We start from the raw sequence: 18,628 nt of genomic DNA, 5'->3' as shown, positions 1-18,628 counted from the left end.
GAAACCGGGCAAAACGATAACGAGCGGGAAGACTGTTCGTCAAACCCTTGTTCGCGCAGACTTTTTTCCTGAACGACTTTAACGGATCATTAACATTGCCCTCCGGCGGCGCGCGTGCCACCCCGTGGCGCGCCACCGCGAGGCGTCGCGATCCTCTAAGCTGGCCCGCTCGGTGGCGCGCGCCGCCATTCCAAGTTCGATGCAACGCGAGGCATACGCCAGTGACGGTACTGCAGGAAGCCCTGGACACGATCGGCCGCGGTGCCGACGAGATTCTCAAGCGCGAGGAGCTGGAGGCGCGGCTGCGCGCCGGTCGCCCGTTGCGGGTCAAGGCCGGCTTCGACCCGACCGCGCCCGACCTGCATCTGGGCCACACCGTGCTGCTCAACAAGATGCGCCAGTTCCAGGACCTGGGGCATCGGGTGATCTTCCTGATCGGGGACTTCACCGGGATGATCGGCGACCCCAGCGGCAAGAACGTCACGCGCAAGCCGCTCTCGCGCGAGGATGTGCTGGCCAACGCCGAAACCTACGCCGAGCAGGTGTTCAAGGTGCTCGACCGCGAGCACACCGAGGTGCGGTTCAACTCCGAATGGTTCGGTGCCATGAGCGCGGCCGACATGATCCGCCTGGCCGGCCAGCACACCGTGGCGCGGATGCTGGAGCGCGACGACTTCGCCAAGCGCTATGCGGCGCAGCAGCCCATCGCGATCCACGAGTTCCTCTATCCGCTGGTCCAGGGCTACGACTCGGTGGCGCTGAAGGCCGATGTGGAGCTGGGCGGCACCGACCAGAAGTTCAACCTACTGATGGGCCGCGGCCTGCAGGAGCATCACGGCCAGCCGCCGCAGGTCGTGCTGACCATGCCGCTGCTGGAAGGGCTCGATGGCGTCCAGAAGATGAGCAAGTCGCTGGGCAACTACGTCGGCATCGCCGAACCGGCCATCGACATCGTCACCAAGACCATGAGGATCGACGACGCGTTGATGTGGCGCTGGATCGACCTTTTGAGCTTCGAGATATCCATCGCCGAAGCGCAGCGCCTGAAGGCCGACATCCAGGCCGGCCAGCTCAACCCGCGCGACCTGAAACTGCGCCTGGCGCAGGAACTGGCGGCGCGCTTTCACGGTGCCAGCGCCGCCGCGCAGGCCGTGGCCGGATGGAACGCCGCGGTGCGCGGCGAGGGCGATGTCTCGGCCCTGCCGCTCAACGAGCTCGCCGTGCCGGCCGAGGGACTGCGGATCGCGCCGCTGCTGGTGCTGGCGGGTTTGGCCGCCAGCAACTCCGAGGCCGGCCGCAAGCTCAAGGAGCACGCCGTGCGCGTGGATGGCGCGGTGCTGGAGGATGCGGCACGGGTGTTTGCCCCCGGCTTCGAGGGCGTGCTGCAGATCGGCAAGCGCAGCTTCGCGCGCGTGCGCCTGGCGGCAGCCGGTTGAGGCGTGTCCCGGCACCGGCTTCGCGCGGCGCGTTCCCTCACGGCCCGCTGCCGGGCACCTGGATCGGGGCCGCATGACGCCTTCGCCGGTTTTGCTCTAAGCTAATCGGCCTGCCGCGCCCCAGCGGCTGGAATCCGGCAGGCTGATGCGTCGGGAATGCCGGCGCAGCGATGCTCGGCGCAGCGCGTTTCCGGGCCGCCGTCGACAGCGACAGTGCGTGTACCTTCGCCGGCCCACGTGCCTGCCTTCCTCGTTCACATCCATCCACGAGTGATCCCATGAAGTTCATCGTTCTTCCGCTGACCGTTGCCGCAGCCTTGGCGCTCGTCGCCTGCAACAACCAGTCCAATGCCCCGGCCGCGGTGTCCTCGACGCAGGCCCCTGCGGCGGCCGCGCCCGCGGTTACCGGTCCGGCCATCACGGCCAAGGTGAGCATCGACCAGCTCGCAACGCTGCCGCCGGGCCTGTCGCTGATCATGCGCCTGGTGGATGTCACCGACGCGGCCAACCTTCCGGTGGTCGTGGCCGAATCGACCCAGCCCGCCTCGGCGGCGCTGCCGCTCAAGGTCGCGCTTGGCTACGATCCGGCAAAGATCGACGCCTCGCACCACTATGGCCTCCAGGTGATGCTGCAGGCGGAAACCCTGGTCCTCTACGGCACCGATCGCCCGATTCCGGTGCTGACCCAGGGCGCGCCCAAGGGCGAGCTCGCCGTGTCGCTGGTGCGCGGCGGCCAGCCGGCCGCCGATGTGCCGCCGGCAGAGGTGGCCAAGGGCGAGTTCGAGAAGCTCGTCGCCGGCATCGGCGCGCTGCGCCGCATCCAGGGCGAGCGCCTGGAGGACGATATCGCGGTGGGCTGGGACGCCTTCGTCGAGGACAGCGGGCAGATCCGCATGGCGCGCGAGCAGGTCGACTACGGCGATGCCGGATCGGCGCAGTTCCGCTATGCCTACAAGGGCGGCAAGCCCTGGGTCGTCGAGCGCGTCCAGAAAGGGGTCACGACGCTGGTGGGATGGAACGAAGCCGGCGACCTGATTCTCAACGAGAAAGGTTCCAGCGAGGCCGACGAAGCCGACGTCGCGCGCCTGAGCGCGCGCGCCGAATCGCTGTACGGTCAGGCGGCTGCCAGGCGCTGAGCCGCAGCACGGCGCGACGTCGTCTGCAGGACGGATCGGGGCGCGCAACGGTCGCGCGCTCCCACTCGCCGCGCCGCGCCGACATCGCGCAATCCGGGGATTTTCACGGGGTCCGACGTGACCTGCGGCACGGTCCGTGTTGCCCCGGCTTGCGCGCAATCGCTATGATCGGACAATTCGCAACGTTCGCGCAGGGTTCAGACCGGGTACGGGACTGGCTGCCGGCAGCCACGCGAAACACACTAGGGAGACGCTGCAGGCAGGAATGCAGCGTGGACGCATGGGGTTCAAGGCAGGGGCTCGTCCCCGAGGTAAGACAATGACCAAGGCAGCGCGCATGCTACGCATCGGTTTCGGGTTGACGGCACTTCTCGCGGCGGGCGTGGCGCTGGGTGCCGATCCCCAGCCCTGGCAGCTCAACATGGGGCCGGGCGTGACCGAGGTGTCGCGCGAGGTCTACTGGCTCCACAACCTCATCCTGTGGATCTGCACCATCATCGGCCTGCTGGTCTTTGGCGCGATGGGCTATGCGATGTTCGCATTCCGCAAGTCCAAGGGTGCAGTGCCGGCCACCTTCAGCCACAACGCCAAGGCCGAGGTCATCTGGACCGCCATTCCGGTCGTGATCCTGGTCCTGATCTGCTGGCCGTCGACCAAGACGCTGTACAAGATGTACGACGCCAGCGAGTCGGAGATGACGGTCAAGGTCACCGGCTACCAGTGGATGTGGAAGTACGAAATCCTCAACTACCGCGGCGAGCAGACCGGCGTCAGCTTCGCCAGCCGCCTGGATGCGCAGAGCAACGCCGCGCGCCGTTTGGGCTCGGGCGTGGATCCGAGCGGGGTGACGGACGGCGAGTTCAAGAGCTATCTGCTCAACGTCGACAACCCGTTGGTGCTGCCGACCGATACCAAGATCCGCTTCGTGCTCACCGCAGACGACGTGATCCACTCCTGGTGGGTGCCGGCGTTCGGGTGGAAGCAGGACGCCATTCCCGGCATGGTCAACGAGCAGTGGACCCGGATCGACACGCCGGGCACCTATCGCGGCCAGTGTGCCGAGCTGTGTGGCAAGGACCACGGCTTCATGCCGATCGTGGTGCGCGCGGTGCCGCGCGCCGAATTCGAGGGTTGGCTCAGCGCGCAGCCGGGATCGACCTACGGGCAAGAGGCCGAGCGCACCGCGCAGGTCGACGAATCCGCGCCCGTCGTTCCCACCCAGGGCTGATTGCCCGTCGCACGCATTTTGAGAGGCTAGACCATGGCAACCGTCCGCAGCGATATCGATGTCGGCCACGAGGCGCACCACGACGCGCACGAGCACGACCATCACCCGACCTTCTTCCGCCGCTGGTTCATGTCCACCAACCACAAGGACATCGGAACCCTGTACCTGCTTTTCAGCTTCATCATGGCGATCGTCGGGGCGGCATTCTCGGTCGTGATCCGCGCCGAACTGGCGGTGCCGGGGCTGCAGTTCGTCGATCCGCTGTTCTTCAACCAGATGACTGCGATGCACGCGCTGGTGATGATCTTCGGCGCGATCATGCCGGCGTTCGTCGGACTGGCGAACTGGATGATCCCGCTGCAGATCGGCGCGCCGGACATGGCGCTGCCGCGCATGAACAACTGGTCGTTCTGGATCCTGCCGTTCGCCTTCACGGTGCTGCTGGCCACCCTGTTCATGCCCGGTGGCGCGCCGGCCGGCGGCTGGACGATGTATCCGCCGCTGTCGCTGCAGGGCGGCAGCAACGTGGCGTTCGCCATCTTCGCCATCCACATGATGGGCATCAGCTCGATCATGGGCGCAATCAACATCATCGCCACCGTGCTCAACATGCGCGCGCCCGGCGTGGATCTGCTCAAGATGCCGATCTTCTGCTGGACCTGGCTGATCACCGCCTTCCTGATCCTGGGCGTGATGCCGGTGCTGGCCGGCGCGGTGACGATGCTGCTCACCGACAAGTTCTTCGCCACCACCTTCTTCTCGGCGGCCGGCGGCGGCGACCCGGTGATGTACCAGCACATCTTCTGGTTCTTCGGGCACCCCGAGGTCTACATCATGATCCTGCCGTCGTTCGGCCTGATGAGCGAGATCGTGCCGACCTTCTCGCGCAAGCCGCTGTTCGGCTACCGCGCCATGGTGTACGCCACCGCCTCGATCGCCTTCCTGAGCTTCATCGTGTGGGCGCACCACATGTTCACCGTGGGCATGCCGCTGGGCGGCGAGCTGTTCTTCATGTACGCCACGATGCTGATCTCGGTGCCGACCGGGGTGAAGATATTCAACTGGGTCTCGACCATGTGGAAGGGCTCGATCAGCTTCGAATCCCCGATGCTCTGGTCGATCGCCTTCATCGTCCTGTTCGCCATCGGCGGCTTCTCGGGCCTGATGGTGGCCGTGGTGCCTGCCGACTTCCAGTACCACGACACCTATTTCGTGGTCGCGCACTTCCACTACGTGCTGGTGACCGGCGCGCTGTTCTCGATCATCGCGGCCATCTACTACTGGTGGCCCAAGTGGACCGGGCGCATGTACAACGAGACCTGGGCCAAGGTCCACTTCTGGTGGAGCCTGATCTTCGTGAACCTGCTGTTCTTCCCGCAGCACTTCCTCGGCCTGGCCGGCATGCCGCGCCGCATCCCGGACTACAACGTGGCATTCTCCGACTGGAACCTGGTCAGCTCGATCGGTGCCTTCGGCATGTTCGTCACGCCGTTCATGATGGCCTTCATCCTGCTGCACTCGCTGCGCCGCGGCGAGAAGGCCAGCGCGCGCGTCTGGGAAGGTGCCCGCGGCCTGGAGTGGACGGTACCTTCGCCGGCACCGCACCATACCTTCGCCCGCCCGCCGGTGATCCGCCCCGGAGACCTGGCGCACGAGGACACTCTGCACTGAGGCGGCGCTGCGGCGAAGCCCCGTGCCGGACACCATGGCCATGAATCCACCGATCCAGGACAACGACACCCAGGCGCGCCGCCGCGGCGTGCGCCGCACGGTGGTGGTGACCACCGTGCTGGTCGTCCTGATCTACGCGGCGTTCGTTGCCGGGCTGATCGGCCGATGAGCGCGCCGGACGCCAGCACCCGGGTGCTCAAGCGCGGGCTGTGGGTCGCGGCCCTTGCCTTTGGCCTGTGTTTCTCGCTGGTGCCGCTGTATCGCATCGCCTGCGAACAGCTCTTCGGGATCAAGCTCGGCGGGCCGGGCGGCGCGGTGGCGGCGGAAATCGACACCTCGCGCTGGGTCACGGTGGAGTTCGATGCCGGGGTGAACTCGGGCCTGCCCTGGGCCTTTCGGCCGGCCCAGGCCGAGGTGAAGGTGCGCCCGGGCGAACCGACCGACGTGCTCTACTACGCCCGCAACGAGAGCGCGCTGGCGCTGGTCGGGCAGGCGGTGCCCTCGGTGGCCCCGAGCCGCGCCTCGGCCTATTTCAACAAGACCGAATGCTTCTGCTTCACCGAGCAGATGCTGGCGGCCGGGGAAGAGCGGCCGATGCCGGTGCGCTTCGTGGTTGATCCGGACCTGCCGACCGATATCCACCGCCTCACGCTTTCCTATACCTTCTACAAGAACGAGCCGGCCACGCAGCGCCTCGCCGGTGAACTCGCCGCGCACGCGGCCCCCTGACCGACCAGCCAAACCTCGGGAATCGCCATGGCCCACGCTACCCACGACGCAGATCTCTACTTCGTTCCCAAGCAGAGCGCCTGGCCGCTGATCGGCTCCATCGGCATGTTCACGCTCGCCGTGGGAACCGCCAACTGGTTCAACGGCCACCTCTGGGGCAAGGCCGTCTTCTTCCTCGGCATTGCGATCATGATCGGCATGTTCATCGGCTGGTTCGGCGCGGTCATCCGCGAGTCGGTGGCCGGTTCCTACAACCGCCAGGTCGACGTGTCCTTCCGCATGGGCATGATCTGGTTCATCTTTTCCGAAGTGATGTTCTTCGCCGCGTTCTTCGGCGCGCTCTACTACGCGCGCAACTTCTCGGTGCCGTGGATCGGCGGCGAGGGCCACGGTGTGATGACCAACGCGCTCCTGTGGAGCGGCTTCGATCCGGCCTGGCCGAGCAACGGCCCGGCGCAGGTGGGCGGCAGCTTCCAGACGATGTCGGCCTGGGGCCTGCCGCTGATCAACACGGTGCTGCTGCTCACTTCCGGCGTGACCCTGACCATCGCCCACCACGCGCTCAAGGCCGGCAACCGCAGCAAGGTGCTGCTGTGGCTGGGGCTGACCGTCCTGCTGGGTGCGACCTTCCTGTTCTTCCAGGTCGAGGAGTACATCCACGCCTATACCGAGCTGAACCTGACGCTCGGCTCGGGCATCTACGGTTCGACGTTCTTCATGCTTACCGGCTTCCACGGTGCACACGTCACGCTGGGCGCGATCATGCTGACGGTCATCTGGTTCCGCGTACTCAAGGGGCATTTCACCGCCGACGACCATTTCGGTTTCGAAGCGGTGGCCTGGTACTGGCACTTCGTCGACGTGGTGTGGCTGCTGCTGTTCCTGTTCGTGTACGTGCTCTGAGGCCGGGATTCGGGAATCGGGAGCTGGGAATCGTCGAGGGCGTCGGGGTGGCTGAACCTTTCACTCCGGCATCAACCTGCTCCTGACCCTTCCCGATTCTCCATTCCCGGCGTTTGAATCAGCCGCCCACGCCGTGCGGCGAGATCATCCCGGTCCAGATGCCCAGGATCAGCAGGACCACGAGCGCCACGCTGAGGCCGACGCGCCAGCTCAGGGCGTTGACGGTGCGCTTGGTTCGACCCTTGTCCACGATCATGTAGTACAGCCCCGCGCCGAGGTTGTAGAGGATCAGGACCAGGAACGTGAAGATGATGACTTTTGGCCACATGGTGATATCCGACTCTGCGTGCGTGGGGTGGCGGCCAGGTGCCCTGGGCGGGAACTTCGACCGGACAAACGATTTTCGCACGGCGGCGGGCGCGCGCGCGTGAACGCCGGTGCGCGCGTCGCCTGGGCCGCGCTGGCCCTGATCGTGGCCGGCGGCTTTGCCTCGCTGGGATTCTGGCAGGCGGGCCGCGCCGACGAAAAGACGCGAATGCTGGCGGCGCGCGAAGCGGCGCAAGCGACCGGCCCCGCACTGCTCGCCGATGCCTTGAGCGCCGATTCGCCTTCGTTGCCGATGCGGGTCGAGGGCGAGGTCGTGATCCGCCCGGCACCGCTGCTCCTGCTCGACAACCAGCAGCGCGACGGGCGCGTGGGCGTGCGCGCCTATGTCCCTGCCGATGCCGGGAGGGGTGGCGTGGTGCTGATGGAGCTGGGCTGGCTGCCGCTGGCGGCCGACCGCACGCTGCCGGCGGTGGAAGTCCCCGCCGGCCGCCGCCGGATCCAGGGGCTGCTGCTGCCGTGGCCGGGGCAGGGCCTGCGTCTGGCCGACAATCCCTGGCCGGAAGGCGCGGACACGATCCTGCTCGCCTTCCTGGAGCGCGATGACATCGCCGCGCATCTTGACGTCCAGGTGTGGAACGGCATCCTCCAGCCCGATCCGGCCGATCCGGCCGATCCGCTCGGCTACGCACGCGAGCCCGGGCTCCTGCCCGACCCGATGCCGCCCGAACGGCACCGCGGATACGCGGTGCAGTGGTGGGGCCTGTCGCTGACTGTCATCATCACCTATTTGCTGCTGGCCCTGCGCCGGAAATCCCGATGAACCAGACCCTGCCCTTCGATCCCGTCCGCCGTCGCCGCAACCGCATCATGCTGGTGCTCCTGGTGCTCTGCTTCGTGCTGCCCCTGATGGTTGCCGTGGCCCTGCAGCAAAGCGGCTGGCGCCCGGAGCACACGGCCAACCGCGGCACGCTCCTGCAGCCGCCGGTGGCGCTGGCCGACCTCGCGCTGCGCCATGCCGACGGCAGCGAGTACCGCTATGCCCCGCAGGAAGCGCGCTGGCAGATCGCCGTGGTGCCGCCGGCCGACTGCGGCGCGGCGTGCGGCGAGCTGATCGACAGCCTCGCCAAGGTCTGGCAGCTGCAGGGTCGGCGCGCCGATCGGCTCCAGGTGCTGTGGTTCGGCACCGTGCCGGAACAGGCCGACGGTTTCCGCGCGCTGCTGCCGATGCAGGTCGATCCGGCGCTCAATGCGCGCCTGCCCGGGCTGGCCACGAGCGGAGCACCGTCCGCCTACCTGATCGATCCGCGCGCCTTCCTGGTGATGCACTACGCGCCGGGCTTCGATCCGGGCGACCTGCGCGCGGACGTGGCCAAGCTGCTGAAATGAGCCTCATGACACCGCACCGCAACTTCCACCGCCTGGCGTGGATCGCGACCCTGCTTGCGCTGTTCGTGATCGTCTTCGGTGCCTTCGTGCGGCTCTCCAACGCCGGATTGTCCTGCCCGGACTGGCCGACCTGCTACGGCAAGGCGACCTGGCCGGTGCATGCGCACGAGATCGACCGGGCCAACGACGCCTTCGACCGCCCGGTCGAATCGCACAAGGCCTGGCGCGAGCAGGTGCACCGCCACCTGGCCGCCACGCTCGGGATGCTGGTGTTCGCGCTGGCGTTCCTCGGCTCGCGCCGCCTGCGCGGCGGCAAGGCCGTCGTGATCGGGGCCAGCCTGCTGGTGGCGCTGGCGATCCCGCTGTACATGCGCGGCGAGTACGGGCTGTCTTCCGCGCTGGCCGTGGCCGGAGAGACGATCCTTCTGGGCTGGGCGCTGCGCCCGGGCAGCGTCGCTTCGTCGCGCGGCGACTATTCCCGCATTTCCGCGCTGCTGCTGGCGGTGATCGTGTTCCAGGCGCTGCTGGGCATGTGGACGGTGACCTGGCTGCTCAAGCCGGTGGTGGTGATGGGGCACCTCATCGGCGGCATGACCACGATGGCGCTGCTGGCCTGGATGGCCTGCCGCGCCTCGCCGCAGGCCTCGTTGGTTCTTCCGGCGGCGTGGCGGCTGCGCCCGCTGCTGATCGGTGCGATCGCCGTCGTCGCCATCCAGATCGCGCTGGGCGGCTGGGTGTCGGCCAACTATGCGGCGCTGGCCTGCGGCATCGATTACCCGACCTGCCTGGGCCAGTGGTGGCCCGAGCACGATTTCCGCGAAGCCCTGGTGCTGTGGCGCGGCATCGGCACCGACTACGAGGGCGGCGTGCTGGACGGGCCGGCGCGGGTGGCGATCCAGATGATGCACCGCCTGTTCGCGCTGGTGGCGCTGGGCTGGCTGGTGTGGCTGGGGCGCAGGCTGCGCGCGGTGCCGGAAATTTCCGGCTGGGGCACGGCCGTGCTGATCCTGATCGGCCTGCAGTTCGGCCTCGGCATCCTCAACGTCATTTCCGGCCTGCCGCTGAAGATCGCGGTCGCGCACAACGCGGTGGCGGCGCTGCTGCTGTTCGTGCTGGTGGTGTTGCTTGCTCGGCTGCGCCGACCCGAGGCGGCCGCCTGATGGGCCCCAAGCTGCGCCAGTACTGGACGCTGACCAAGCCCGGCGTGGTGGCGCTGATCGCATTCACTGCGGTCATCGGCATCCTGCTGGCGGTGCCGGGCCTGCCGCCGCTGGTGCCGGCGCTCGCGGGTCTGGTCGGCATCTGGCTGGCGGCTTCGTCGGCCGCGGCCATCAATCATCTGATCGACCAGCGCATCGACGTGGTGATGGCGCGCACCGCGCACCGGCCGCTGCCCAGCGGCCAGCTGCGGCCGCGCCAGGTGCTCGCGTTCGCCTGCGCGCTGGCGGCGCTGTCGATGACGGTGCTGGTGCTGTGGACCAACGTGCTCACGGCGGTGCTGACCTTCGCCTCGCTGATCGGCTACGCCATCGTCTACACCGCCTGGCTCAAGCGCGCCACGCCGCAGAACATCGTGATCGGCGGCCTGGCGGGCGCCGCGCCGCCGCTGCTGGGCTGGGTCGCGGTCACCGGCGAGGTGCATCCGCACGCGCTGTTGCTGCTTCTGATCGTGTTCGTCTGGACCCCGCCGCACTTCTGGGCGCTGGCGATCTTTCGCCGCGACGACTACGCCCGCGCCCTGATCCCGATGCTGCCGGTCACCCACGGCGTGGTCTACACGCGCTGGCACGTGCTGTTCTACACCCTGCTGCTGACCGTGGCGACGATGCTGCCCTGGCTCACCGGCATGAGCGGACCGTTCTACCTGGGCGGGGCGCTGGTGCTCGATGCGGTCTTCATCTACTACGCGATCCGCCTGCTGAATCCGCCGTCGGAGCGTTTCGCGATGGCGGTGTTCGGCTATTCGATCGTCTACCTGATGCTGCTTTTCGCCTTCCTGCTGATCGATCACTGGCTGCCGCCGCCGGCCTGATCATCCGCCGGCACCTGCTGCGCGAAGCGCTGCGCCAGCACCGCGCAGACCATCAGCTGGATCTGGTGGAACACCATCACCGGCAGCACGATCATGCCCAGCGTGGCCTGGCCGGCGAACAGGATGTTGGCCATCGGCACGCCGGTGGCGAGGCTCTTCTTCGAGCCGCAGAAGAGAATCGTGATGCGGTCGGCGCGGCTGAACCCGAGCCGGCGCGTCGCGCTCCAGATCAGCCCCATCACCAGCGCCAGCAGCGCGCAGGCTACCGCCACGAGGCCCAGCAGCGTGCGCCCCGGCACCTGCGCCCACAGGCCTTCGATCACCGCGTGGCTGAAGGCGCCGTAGACCACCAGCAGGATCGTGCCGCGATCGGTCAGCGACAGCAGCCGCGCGCGCCGCTGCACCCAGCGCGCGAGCCAGGGCCGCAGCAGGTGTCCCAGCACGAACGGAGCCAGCAGCAGGAGCAGGATGTCGATGATCGCGCGCCAGGGCGAACCCATCGCCCCGTGCGTGGCCAGCAGCAGCGCCGCCAGCAGCGGGGTGAGGAAGACCCCGACCAGGTTCGAGACCGAGGCCGCGACCACGGCGGCGGCAATGTTGCCGCGCGCGATCGAGGTGAAGGCGATGGACGACTGCACGGTCGAGGGCAGGGCGCACAGGAACAGCACGCCCAGGTACAGCTCCGGCGTCAGCAGCGCGCCGGCCAGCGGCTGCACGGCAAGGCCCAGCAGCGGGAACAGCGCGAAGGTGGCGGCCAGCACCGTCGCATGGAGCGGCCAGTGGCGCAGGCCCGCCACCACCGCCTCGCGCGGCAGCCGCGCGCCGTGCAGGAAGAAAAGCAGCGCGATGCCCGCCGTGGTGAGGTGCGAAAACCAGGTGGCCGCCACGCCCGCGACCGGCCACAGGCTCGCCAGCACCACGGTGGCGATCAGCGCCAGCGAAAACCGGTCGAACAGGAAGCGCAGGTTCATCCCGGCATTGTGCCCAAGTGCCGCAGCGTCGGGCGCGGTTGCCGCGCCGCGCAGGCTAGAATCGCGCAACACGAATCGGCGGAGGACGTGATGGATCGAACGAGCGAAGGGCGCGCCGCCAGCCGCGCGCGCAGGGGCTTGCCGGACAGCAGGTCCACGTCGCAATCCATCGCCGCGGCCCGCCCATGCCGACGCTGACCTTTCTCGGCGGCGCCGGCACCGTCACCGGCTCCAAGCACCTGGTCAGCGACGGCGATGCCCGCCTCCTGGTCGATTGCGGCCTGTTCCAGGGGCTCAAGAACCTGCGCGAGCAGAACTGGGAGCCGCTGCCGATCCGCGCCCGCGACGTCGATGCCGTGGTGCTGACGCACGCGCACCTGGACCATTCGGGCTACCTGCCGCGGCTGGTGCGCGACGGGTTTTCCGGCAGGATCCACGCCACCCCGGCGACCTGCGAGGTGGCCGCCCTGATCCTGCGCGACAGCGCCCACCTGCAGGAAAAGGACGCCGAGTACGCCAACCGCAAGGGGTTTTCCAGGCACAGGCCGGCGCTGCCGCTGTATCGCTCCAGCGACGCCGAGCGCGCCATCGGCCGTTTCGCGCCGACCCCGCCGCACCGCGAGTTCCGCCTGCCGGGCGAGGCGAGGTGCCTGCTGCGGCGCGCCGGCCACATCCTCGGCGCCGCCACCGTGCAGATGGACATCGGCGGCCGGCGCCTGGTGTTCTCGGGCGATCTCGGACGCTACGACGACCCGGTGATGTTCGATCCCGAGCCGGTGCCCGAGGCCGACTACGTCGTCATCGAATCGACCTACGGCGATCGCCTGCACGAACGCATCGATCCGGTGCAGGCGCTGGGCGCGGTGATCGAGCGCACGGTGCGGCGCGGCGGCACCGTGGTGATCCCGGCCTTCGCCGTGGGCCGCACCCAGTCGCTCCTGTGGTACCTGTGGCGCCTGCGCCAGGACGGGCGGCTGAACAACACGCCGGTCTACCTCGACAGCCCCATGGCCACCAGCGCCACCGAGCTGATGCGCGAGTGGCCCGACGAGCATCGCCTCGATCCGGCCGATTACGAAGCCGCCTGTGTCGCGGTCACCTGCGTGCGCGACGTGGAGGAGTCCAAGGCGCTGTCGGCCAACCCGTATCCCAAGGTCATCATTTCCGCCAGCGGCATGGCGACCGGCGGGCGCGTGCTGCACCACATCGCGGCCTTCGGGCGCGACCACGCCAATACCCTGCTTTTCTCCGGCTACCAGGCCAGCGGCACGCGCGGACGCGCGCTCCTGGCGGGCCGGCGGGAGGTCAAGATGTTCGGCCAGTGGATTCCGATCGCCGCCGAGGTGACCGACCTGCCCATGCTTTCGGCCCATGCCGACAGCGACGAGTTGATGCGCTGGCTGTCCGGCTTCCGCCGCCGTCCCGAACGGGTCTTCATCGTGCACGGCGAGCCGGACGCCTCCGAAGCCCTGCGCGTGCGCATCGGCAGGGAGCTGGGCTGGAACGCCTGCGTGCCGCGCGAGGGACAGCGCTTTTCCCTGTAGCCACGAAGGTGTGCGTACCGGACCCGAAGACCGAACCGGGGTGCCGCGGCACCCCGATGTCCGGTGCCGGATGGCGCTATTGGGGAGAAAACCGCGCCGTCATCGCCATGGGCCGGGAAATGCGCACGCGGCAGTGGCCGCCGACGATGCTGTCGCACTGGCTGGGCATCCATCCGAGGAAGCGCGAACCGGCGCCGGGCGTGGCGATCAACTCGTGGGTGGCGTCGGGCGGCCCGAGGCGGCAGGGATACTGCGTGCAGGTGCCCAGCGTCTCCCCGGTGGACAGACGCTTCACCAGCACGGTGCCGTTGCCCGAACCCTGGCGTTCGATCGTCAGCGCCGGGCTGTTGGGCCGCGACATCACGAAGCGTGCGGTCAGGCTGCGTGCGGCCGCGAGCCTGATGCGGCAGTAGTTCGCGCCGGGCCGGCTGTCGCAGACGCCTTGCCACTCGGCGAAGCTGGAACCGAACGCCGCGGTGGGGATCAGGTCAAAGGAGATGTTCTCGGGTACGGCGACCGTGCAGGGGAAGGCGCCGCAGGTGGCCAGGGTCTCCCCGGTGGCCGCGCGCCGTATGGCCACGCTGCCGCCGCCCAGGCCCGCCCAGCCTATGGTGAGCTGCCGGGTCGGCACGAAGGGGGTGTAGTTCGCGGTGAGGGTCAGCCCGCTCACCGCCGCCTCGGCGTGCAGCATGACGTAGTAGGTGCCGGCGGCCGGCGTGGCCGTGGCGCAGGTCTCATTGCTGCCGACCAGGTAGGGACGGCAGTCGAAGGTGTCGAAGGTCGGCACGCCGCCGCGGCGCACGTACAGGTCCGCATCGCCGCTGCTGCCCTGCATCTTGATGCTGAGGTCGGTGGCGCCCTGGGGCACGGTGAACCGGTAGTAGCGCGCGCCGTCCGCCGGGATCGACACATTGCGCACCGGCGCGTTGCGGGCCAGGGAGCTGCCGCCGTTCGGGCCGGCGGTGTAGCGGGTCCGCAGTTGCACCCCGCTGAAGCTGCCGTCGGCGGAAATCATCGCGAAATACCGCCCGGCCACGGGCGCCTCGAAGCTGCAGGTTTCGCTGTTGCCGATTTTCCAGGGTCGGCAGTCGAAGGTTTCGCCGTCCGTCGTCGGCTCCGCATCGCGGCGCACGTAGAGGTCCGCATCGCCGCTGCCGCCGCTCATCTCGAACGCCAGGTTCGTGGCGCCCGCCGGAACGTCGATGGAGAACATCAGCTTCCTGCTGCCGGACGCCGCCAGGCCGGTGCGCACCGAGCCGTTGCTCATCGCCAGCACCGGGATCTTGAAGGTGGCGAAGACGGCGTGCCCCCGCGTCATGGCCAGCTCGCAGGTGCGCGACGTTCCCTGGCAGGCGCCGGCCCAGCCGGTGAATTCGTAACCCTCTTCCGGAGTGGCGCGCAGGGTGATCGTGGTGTTCGCATCGAACCGGCTTGCGCACGAAGTTCCGCAGGTGATGCCCAGGGGCAGGCTCGTCACCGTACCCGCACCGTTGCCGTAGATCGCCACGCTCGCCGGGAACGCGTAGAAGGGCCCGCCGCGCACGCGCCGCACCGCGGCGGCCGCATCGACGATGCCGGTGCCGCAGCCGCCCAGGCAGTAGCTGGGGAAGGGGCGCGCGGTGTCGCGCAGGATGCCGGCCACCTGGTCGGGCGTGAGCGCGAGGTTGCGTTCCAGCATGAGGGCCACCACGCCGGCCACGTAGGGCGCGGCCATGGAGGTGCCGTTCATGCCGGCGTAGGTGGGCGAGAGCGGCGTGGTCCGGCCCGAATTGACCGTGGAAAGGATCATCCCGTCGCCCGAGCCCTCTCCGCCCGGCGCGGCGACGTTCACCGCCAGCCCGTAGTTCGAGTAGTCGGACTTCTTTCCCTCGCGGTTGTTGGCCGCCACGGTGATGACGCCGCTGCAGTTGGCCGGGCGCGCCAGCGCGGCTGCCATCGAATCGTTGCCGGCCGCGACCACCAGCACCGAGCGGCGTGAGCGCGCGCTGTCGATCGCGCGCTGATAGGTGGTGCCGCATTCGCCGCTGCCGCCCAGGCTCAGGTTGAGCACGCGCGCCGGGGTGGGGTTGGTGGGTACGCCGCTGACCTGCCCGCCGCTGGCCCAGATGATGCCTTCGGCGATGTCGGCCGTGGTGCCGCCGCACCGGCCCAGCACCCGTACGTGCTGGATCGCCGCGCCCGGCGCGGCCCCGGCGATGCCAAGCCCGTTGTGGGTCAGGGCCGCGGCGATGCCGGCCACGTGGGTGCCGTGCCAGCTGGAATCCTTCGCCGGCTCGCCGGCGCCGCACTCGCCGGCGCTGTTCCAGGTTCCCATGTCGGATGGATCGCTGTCGCGCCCGCTGCCGTCGCGCGCTTCCGCCGCGTTGCTGATGAAGTCGTAGCCGGGCACGGTCTTGGCATCGAGATCCGGGTGCGCGGTGCGGCCGGTGTCGATGACCGCGATCACCACCCCGCTGCCCACGGTGTGGTCCCAGGCCGGCTCGATGTTGAGCCCGCCGACCGCCTCGCGCAGCCCCCACTGGCTGGAATAGTGGGGATCGTTCGGCACGGCGGTGGGCCAGTGCCGGACGTTGGGCTCGATGGAGTCGATCTGCGGATTGGTGGCCATCTCGCGCATGAAGCCTAGCGCCGCGCTCTTTCCCAGCGCCTTGGGAACGCTCAGCAGATGGCCGCCGGTGGCCAGCCGCCGATCGCGCTTGGCCTCGATGGACAGCGCCGCCTTGACGCGCGCCAGATCCTGATCCACCGCCTTGCGCGTATCCACCGCGGCCTTGGCGTTCTCCTCCCCGGGCGCGGCGTCGTCGCGGTAGTAGACGATGAATCCGCTGACCGCCTCGTTCGCCGCTCCCGCGTCGAGCATCACGCGCGGCGCGGCCGCGGGCGGCGTGACCGCATCGGGCACGGCCCCCGCCGCGCCACCGGCGGGCAGGAGGGTGGCGGCGAGAATCAGCAGGGTGGGGTTCACGCTGGGGCGGGCTGCGGGTTTCATGCGGCACCTCGGTCTGAGTGAAGGGGCGGGCGCATCGCGTCGCGTCCGGCAGGGAGAGAAGGCGCAAGACCGCGCCGAACCGGCTCACCCATGGGATCAGTACGCAATCGGCGACGGATCGTGTCACGCCGCCGCCGGCGTGCGCAGCGGCGCTCGGGCGTGCCGCACACGCGGCTCCTCCACCCCCAATGCTCCGGACTGTCTAGTCTCGGGACTCAGCCGGCAGTTCCCTCTCCCCCATGCAAATGGGGGAGAGGGTCGGGGTGAGGAGGAACTGTCCGTGATTAAAGCAACCGAACCTGCGGCGCTTTCCCTTCATCCCAAGAAACCTCTGAACGAGCTGCTGCAGAAAATCTGGCAGCCAATACTGTTCGCGCGAACAAGGCGCACGTCTTTGACTACATCGATGTCTACTACAATCGAATCCGGCTCCATTCGACTCTGGGCTATCGAAGCCCTGAGCAGTTCGAGCCATCCCGTGTCGCTTAAACGGGTGTCCGAGAAACAGGGGCAGGATCAGATCACGAGAGAGCCCAAAAGTCGGAGCGGTTCGGGGTCTATGGGCCATTCAAGATCAACAGGAGATATTCGTTCAGCCTGGATACCTCGCCAGGTGGAACCATGTGTTGACGAAGGAACATCTCATAGGATGTATAGCCACATGCTCCAGTCCCTGTACATATTGAATCCAGGACAATCGAGCCTGGCCCGCAGTTTGCGCCCGCCTGGCAGCCAGCAATGGCCCACGCGGCCTCGGAAATCGGGTCTCCAACCAGCATCGAATAGGGCATGTCCAACGATCCATCAATACCTTTTCTAGCCAAGGAGGACATGGCGAGCATGGCATCTGGATCACGACTCGAAATGACCTGGGCGATCAATTCTTCCATCTTCTCGGCCTTTATTGGCTCAATGGAATGCGTCTCCACGTCTATCTGCGCAACCAAGTCGCCACCCTGTGCAGCGGACTCCATCAGATGGCGTATCTCATCGATTGAAATGGGCTTGCCTCCATTTGCTCCGAGGCAACGTTGATCAGTACGGGATTTCAGGCTTTCAAACGGTTGCCTATGACCTCCTGAATGTGCAGCAAACGCATCTATCATGGCGAAATGGGCATCTGGATCAAGACTATACCCGAAGCATGCGCCATAAATCATGGCGAGCCTCCGCCGGGCTATTACAGAGCCGGCTGCGGCTTTTGCTTCCAGGTCTGCCACCTCATGTCTCAGGTCTTGGCTTTCCCCCAAGGAATAATCGGGCGCGCTACCAGTCGCAGTTGATTGGTGGCTATCGTGTATGGTGCTTACCGGAGTCTGACTGGCCTCCCTTGTGCCAGATATGGCAGCGCTCTCAGGCTCCGTCTCAGAGAAGAATCCGAATAAATTCCCCCATGCCATTAGCGACAGAACCACGAGCACGAGCACGAAAAGCGCCACAATCTTTAAATTTTTATTTCTTGATACGGGCATCGTCTTCTCCTTAAGACAAGTCAGACATCTCGACGACTTCAAGTTCCTAAGTAATTACGCTATAATACGTATTAATTTTCAATCAACTGTCGATCATAGCTTTGCACTTCCCCATACACCAATCTTGAAGTCTCTAGACACAAACAACGACGACTCCAGTGGATTCACCTCTTGAGGAACAACCGGAGTGAACCAGCAAAATCAATTGGTTACGCAGGCATGGACGACCGGGATCTGGCTGTTCCTCTGCGAACGCCTGCCCCGTGTGCAGGGTTGAGAAGCTGATTAGCGTCGAATCTCAGTGGTGCCTCGGATCATCTTCCCACGAAATCAATAGATTGCATGTTTAGGGCCGTAATGAAAATAATCCACAGGCAGGGCAGGATTAACCTGTTGCCCTGCCCGGGACTAAACTCACCTCATCCCAACACCCAGCGTCATGGATGCTCTAATTCCCCAACTTCAACCGTACCACACCCACTGCCATAACACCCCGGAGGAGGCAGGGGTGGATTCCAGGGAGGAAGACCGCCGCCGCCGCCGCCACCACCGCCACCACTCGGTGGTGGCTGCTGTGTATTAGCTATTGGCTGCACACAATAGCTTCCTATCAAGCAGACGACAGTAAATTTTTCTTTTGAGCCATCCTGATATGTAACTGTGACAACAGTGCCAACTGGGACTGACAAGGCACCATGTGTTGTTCGATACATCCCTACTAGCCCTAGGGAACCTCTGAACAAGTCCCCATCCCTTGCCCCGTCCCACGTGTAGCCTCACATCGGCGACAATACCCGCATGAAC

16 protein-coding genes and 1 pseudogene are annotated in these 18,628 nt (G+C 67.1%); 13 read left to right on the top strand and 4 right to left on the bottom strand.

The window, feature by feature from the left end:
- Positions 1-221: 221 nt before the first annotated feature.
- From tyrS to WB794_RS08530, 7 genes are all read left to right on the top strand, one after another.
- A complete protein-coding gene (tyrS, locus tag WB794_RS08560; protein WP_337335437.1) occupies positions 222-1,436 on the top strand; it encodes a tyrosine--tRNA ligase in 1,215 nt (404 codons plus the stop codon).
- A 278-nt stretch (positions 1,437-1,714) separates the two neighbouring features.
- The gene (locus WB794_RS08555; protein ID WP_337335436.1) at positions 1,715-2,572 is read left to right on the top strand and encodes a YbaY family lipoprotein; all 858 of its coding nucleotides are present in this window, start codon (positions 1,715-1,717) and stop codon (positions 2,570-2,572) included.
- A gap of 319 nt (positions 2,573-2,891) precedes the next feature.
- On the top strand, positions 2,892-3,800 hold the full coding sequence (gene coxB / locus WB794_RS08550) for a cytochrome c oxidase subunit II (RefSeq protein ID WP_415926671.1): 909 nt from the start codon (positions 2,892-2,894) through the stop codon (positions 3,798-3,800).
- Between the two features lie 33 nt (positions 3,801-3,833).
- Positions 3,834-5,471, top strand: coding sequence for a cytochrome c oxidase subunit I (gene ctaD, locus WB794_RS08545; protein ID WP_337335434.1), 1,638 nt, complete (start codon positions 3,834-3,836; stop codon positions 5,469-5,471).
- Positions 5,472-5,511: 40 nt separating this feature from the next.
- Positions 5,512-5,640, top strand: coding sequence for a hypothetical protein (locus WB794_RS08540; protein ID WP_337335433.1), 129 nt, complete (start codon positions 5,512-5,514; stop codon positions 5,638-5,640).
- A complete protein-coding gene (locus WB794_RS08535; RefSeq protein ID WP_337335432.1) occupies positions 5,637-6,200 on the top strand; it encodes a cytochrome c oxidase assembly protein in 564 nt (187 codons plus the stop codon). Before WB794_RS08540 ends, WB794_RS08535 begins: the two co-directional genes overlap by 4 nt.
- 27 nt (positions 6,201-6,227) lie before the next feature.
- Positions 6,228-7,103: a cytochrome c oxidase subunit 3 gene (locus WB794_RS08530; protein ID WP_337335431.1), complete on the top strand. Its 876-nt coding sequence runs from the start codon at positions 6,228-6,230 to the stop codon at positions 7,101-7,103.
- Between the two features lie 118 nt (positions 7,104-7,221).
- Here the strand turns inward: WB794_RS08530 and WB794_RS08525 are convergent, their stop codons facing one another.
- On the bottom strand, positions 7,222-7,431 hold the full coding sequence (locus WB794_RS08525; RefSeq protein ID WP_337335430.1) for a twin transmembrane helix small protein: 210 nt from the start codon (positions 7,429-7,431) through the stop codon (positions 7,222-7,224).
- A gap of 99 nt (positions 7,432-7,530) precedes the next feature.
- Between WB794_RS08525 and WB794_RS08520 the strand changes: the two genes are divergently transcribed.
- The 4 genes from WB794_RS08520 to cyoE are packed head-to-tail and all read left to right on the top strand — an operon-like array spanning position 7,531 to position 10,848.
- Positions 7,531-8,250, top strand: a complete 720-nt coding sequence (locus WB794_RS08520) for an SURF1 family protein (protein WP_337335429.1) — start codon at positions 7,531-7,533, stop codon at positions 8,248-8,250.
- Positions 8,247-8,816 carry a hypothetical protein gene (locus WB794_RS08515; protein ID WP_337335428.1) on the top strand — a complete coding sequence of 190 codons (570 nt, stop codon included), beginning with the start codon at positions 8,247-8,249 and terminating at the stop codon, positions 8,814-8,816. Before WB794_RS08520 ends, WB794_RS08515 begins: the two co-directional genes overlap by 4 nt.
- Complete coding sequence (locus WB794_RS08510; protein ID WP_337335427.1) at positions 8,813-9,976, top strand: COX15/CtaA family protein; 1,164 nt, start codon at positions 8,813-8,815, stop codon at positions 9,974-9,976. The genes WB794_RS08515 and WB794_RS08510 overlap by 4 nt, the downstream gene beginning before the upstream one ends.
- Entirely contained in the window at positions 9,976-10,848 is an 873-nt protein-coding gene (cyoE, locus tag WB794_RS08505; protein ID WP_337335426.1) for a heme o synthase, read from the top strand. The genes WB794_RS08510 and cyoE overlap by 1 nt, the downstream gene beginning before the upstream one ends.
- On the opposite strand, the gene WB794_RS08500 is transcribed toward cyoE, so the two are convergent.
- Positions 10,824-11,819 (bottom strand): bile acid:sodium symporter family protein, encoded by a 996-nt coding sequence (locus tag WB794_RS08500; RefSeq protein ID WP_337335425.1) that lies wholly within the window; start codon positions 11,817-11,819, stop codon positions 10,824-10,826. The genes cyoE and WB794_RS08500 overlap by 25 nt on opposite strands.
- Positions 11,820-12,004: 185 nt before the next feature.
- On the opposite strand from WB794_RS08500, the gene WB794_RS08495 reads away from it, so the two are divergent.
- Entirely contained in the window at positions 12,005-13,363 is a 1,359-nt protein-coding gene (locus WB794_RS08495) for an MBL fold metallo-hydrolase RNA specificity domain-containing protein (protein ID WP_337335424.1), read from the top strand.
- A gap of 76 nt (positions 13,364-13,439) precedes the next feature.
- Here the strand turns inward: WB794_RS08495 and WB794_RS08490 are convergent, their stop codons facing one another.
- On the bottom strand, positions 13,440-16,352 hold the full coding sequence (locus WB794_RS08490; RefSeq protein ID WP_337335423.1) for a S8 family serine peptidase: 2,913 nt from the start codon (positions 16,350-16,352) through the stop codon (positions 13,440-13,442).
- 366 nt (positions 16,353-16,718) lie between these two features.
- On the opposite strand from WB794_RS08490, the pseudogene WB794_RS08485 reads away from it, so the two are divergent.
- Positions 16,719-16,841 (top strand): annotated as a pseudogene (locus WB794_RS08485) (IS3 family transposase); the annotation flags it as partial.
- Positions 16,842-16,909: 68 nt separating this feature from the next.
- Here the strand turns inward: WB794_RS08485 and WB794_RS08480 are convergent.
- Positions 16,910-17,572 (bottom strand): hypothetical protein, encoded by a 663-nt coding sequence (locus WB794_RS08480; RefSeq protein WP_337335422.1) that lies wholly within the window; start codon positions 17,570-17,572, stop codon positions 16,910-16,912.
- Positions 17,573-18,628 lie beyond the last annotated feature (1,056 nt).

Origin of the sequence: Denitratimonas tolerans (assembly GCF_037203605.1) — a bacterium.
Taxonomy (GTDB): domain Bacteria; phylum Pseudomonadota; class Gammaproteobacteria; order Xanthomonadales; family Xanthomonadaceae; genus Denitratimonas; species Denitratimonas tolerans.
This window is presented reverse-complemented; position numbering and strand designations above follow the sequence as displayed.

Bases quoted from the DNA above. Each gene is read 5' to 3' on its own strand.
- cyoE (WP_337335426.1), top strand. From the start codon at position 9,976: ATGGGCCCCAAGCTGCGCCAGTACTGGACGCTGACCAAGCCCGGCGTG.
- WB794_RS08540 (WP_337335433.1), top strand. From the start codon at position 5,512: ATGAATCCACCGATCCAGGACAACGACACCCAGGCGCGCCGCCGCGGC.
- WB794_RS08525 (WP_337335430.1), bottom strand. From the start codon at position 7,431: ATGTGGCCAAAAGTCATCATCTTCACGTTCCTGGTCCTGATCCTCTAC.
- WB794_RS08510 (WP_337335427.1), top strand. From the start codon at position 8,813: ATGAGCCTCATGACACCGCACCGCAACTTCCACCGCCTGGCGTGGATC.
- coxB (WP_415926671.1), top strand. From the start codon at position 2,892: ATGACCAAGGCAGCGCGCATGCTACGCATCGGTTTCGGGTTGACGGCA.
- WB794_RS08535 (WP_337335432.1), top strand. From the start codon at position 5,637: ATGAGCGCGCCGGACGCCAGCACCCGGGTGCTCAAGCGCGGGCTGTGG.
- WB794_RS08500 (WP_337335425.1), bottom strand. From the start codon at position 11,819: ATGAACCTGCGCTTCCTGTTCGACCGGTTTTCGCTGGCGCTGATCGCC.
- WB794_RS08530 (WP_337335431.1), top strand. From the start codon at position 6,228: ATGGCCCACGCTACCCACGACGCAGATCTCTACTTCGTTCCCAAGCAG.
- WB794_RS08490 (WP_337335423.1), bottom strand. From the start codon at position 16,352: ATGAAACCCGCAGCCCGCCCCAGCGTGAACCCCACCCTGCTGATTCTC.
- WB794_RS08495 (WP_337335424.1), top strand. From the start codon at position 12,005: ATGCCGACGCTGACCTTTCTCGGCGGCGCCGGCACCGTCACCGGCTCC.
- WB794_RS08515 (WP_337335428.1), top strand. From the start codon at position 8,247: ATGAACCAGACCCTGCCCTTCGATCCCGTCCGCCGTCGCCGCAACCGC.
- ctaD (WP_337335434.1), top strand. From the start codon at position 3,834: ATGGCAACCGTCCGCAGCGATATCGATGTCGGCCACGAGGCGCACCAC.
- WB794_RS08555 (WP_337335436.1), top strand. From the start codon at position 1,715: ATGAAGTTCATCGTTCTTCCGCTGACCGTTGCCGCAGCCTTGGCGCTC.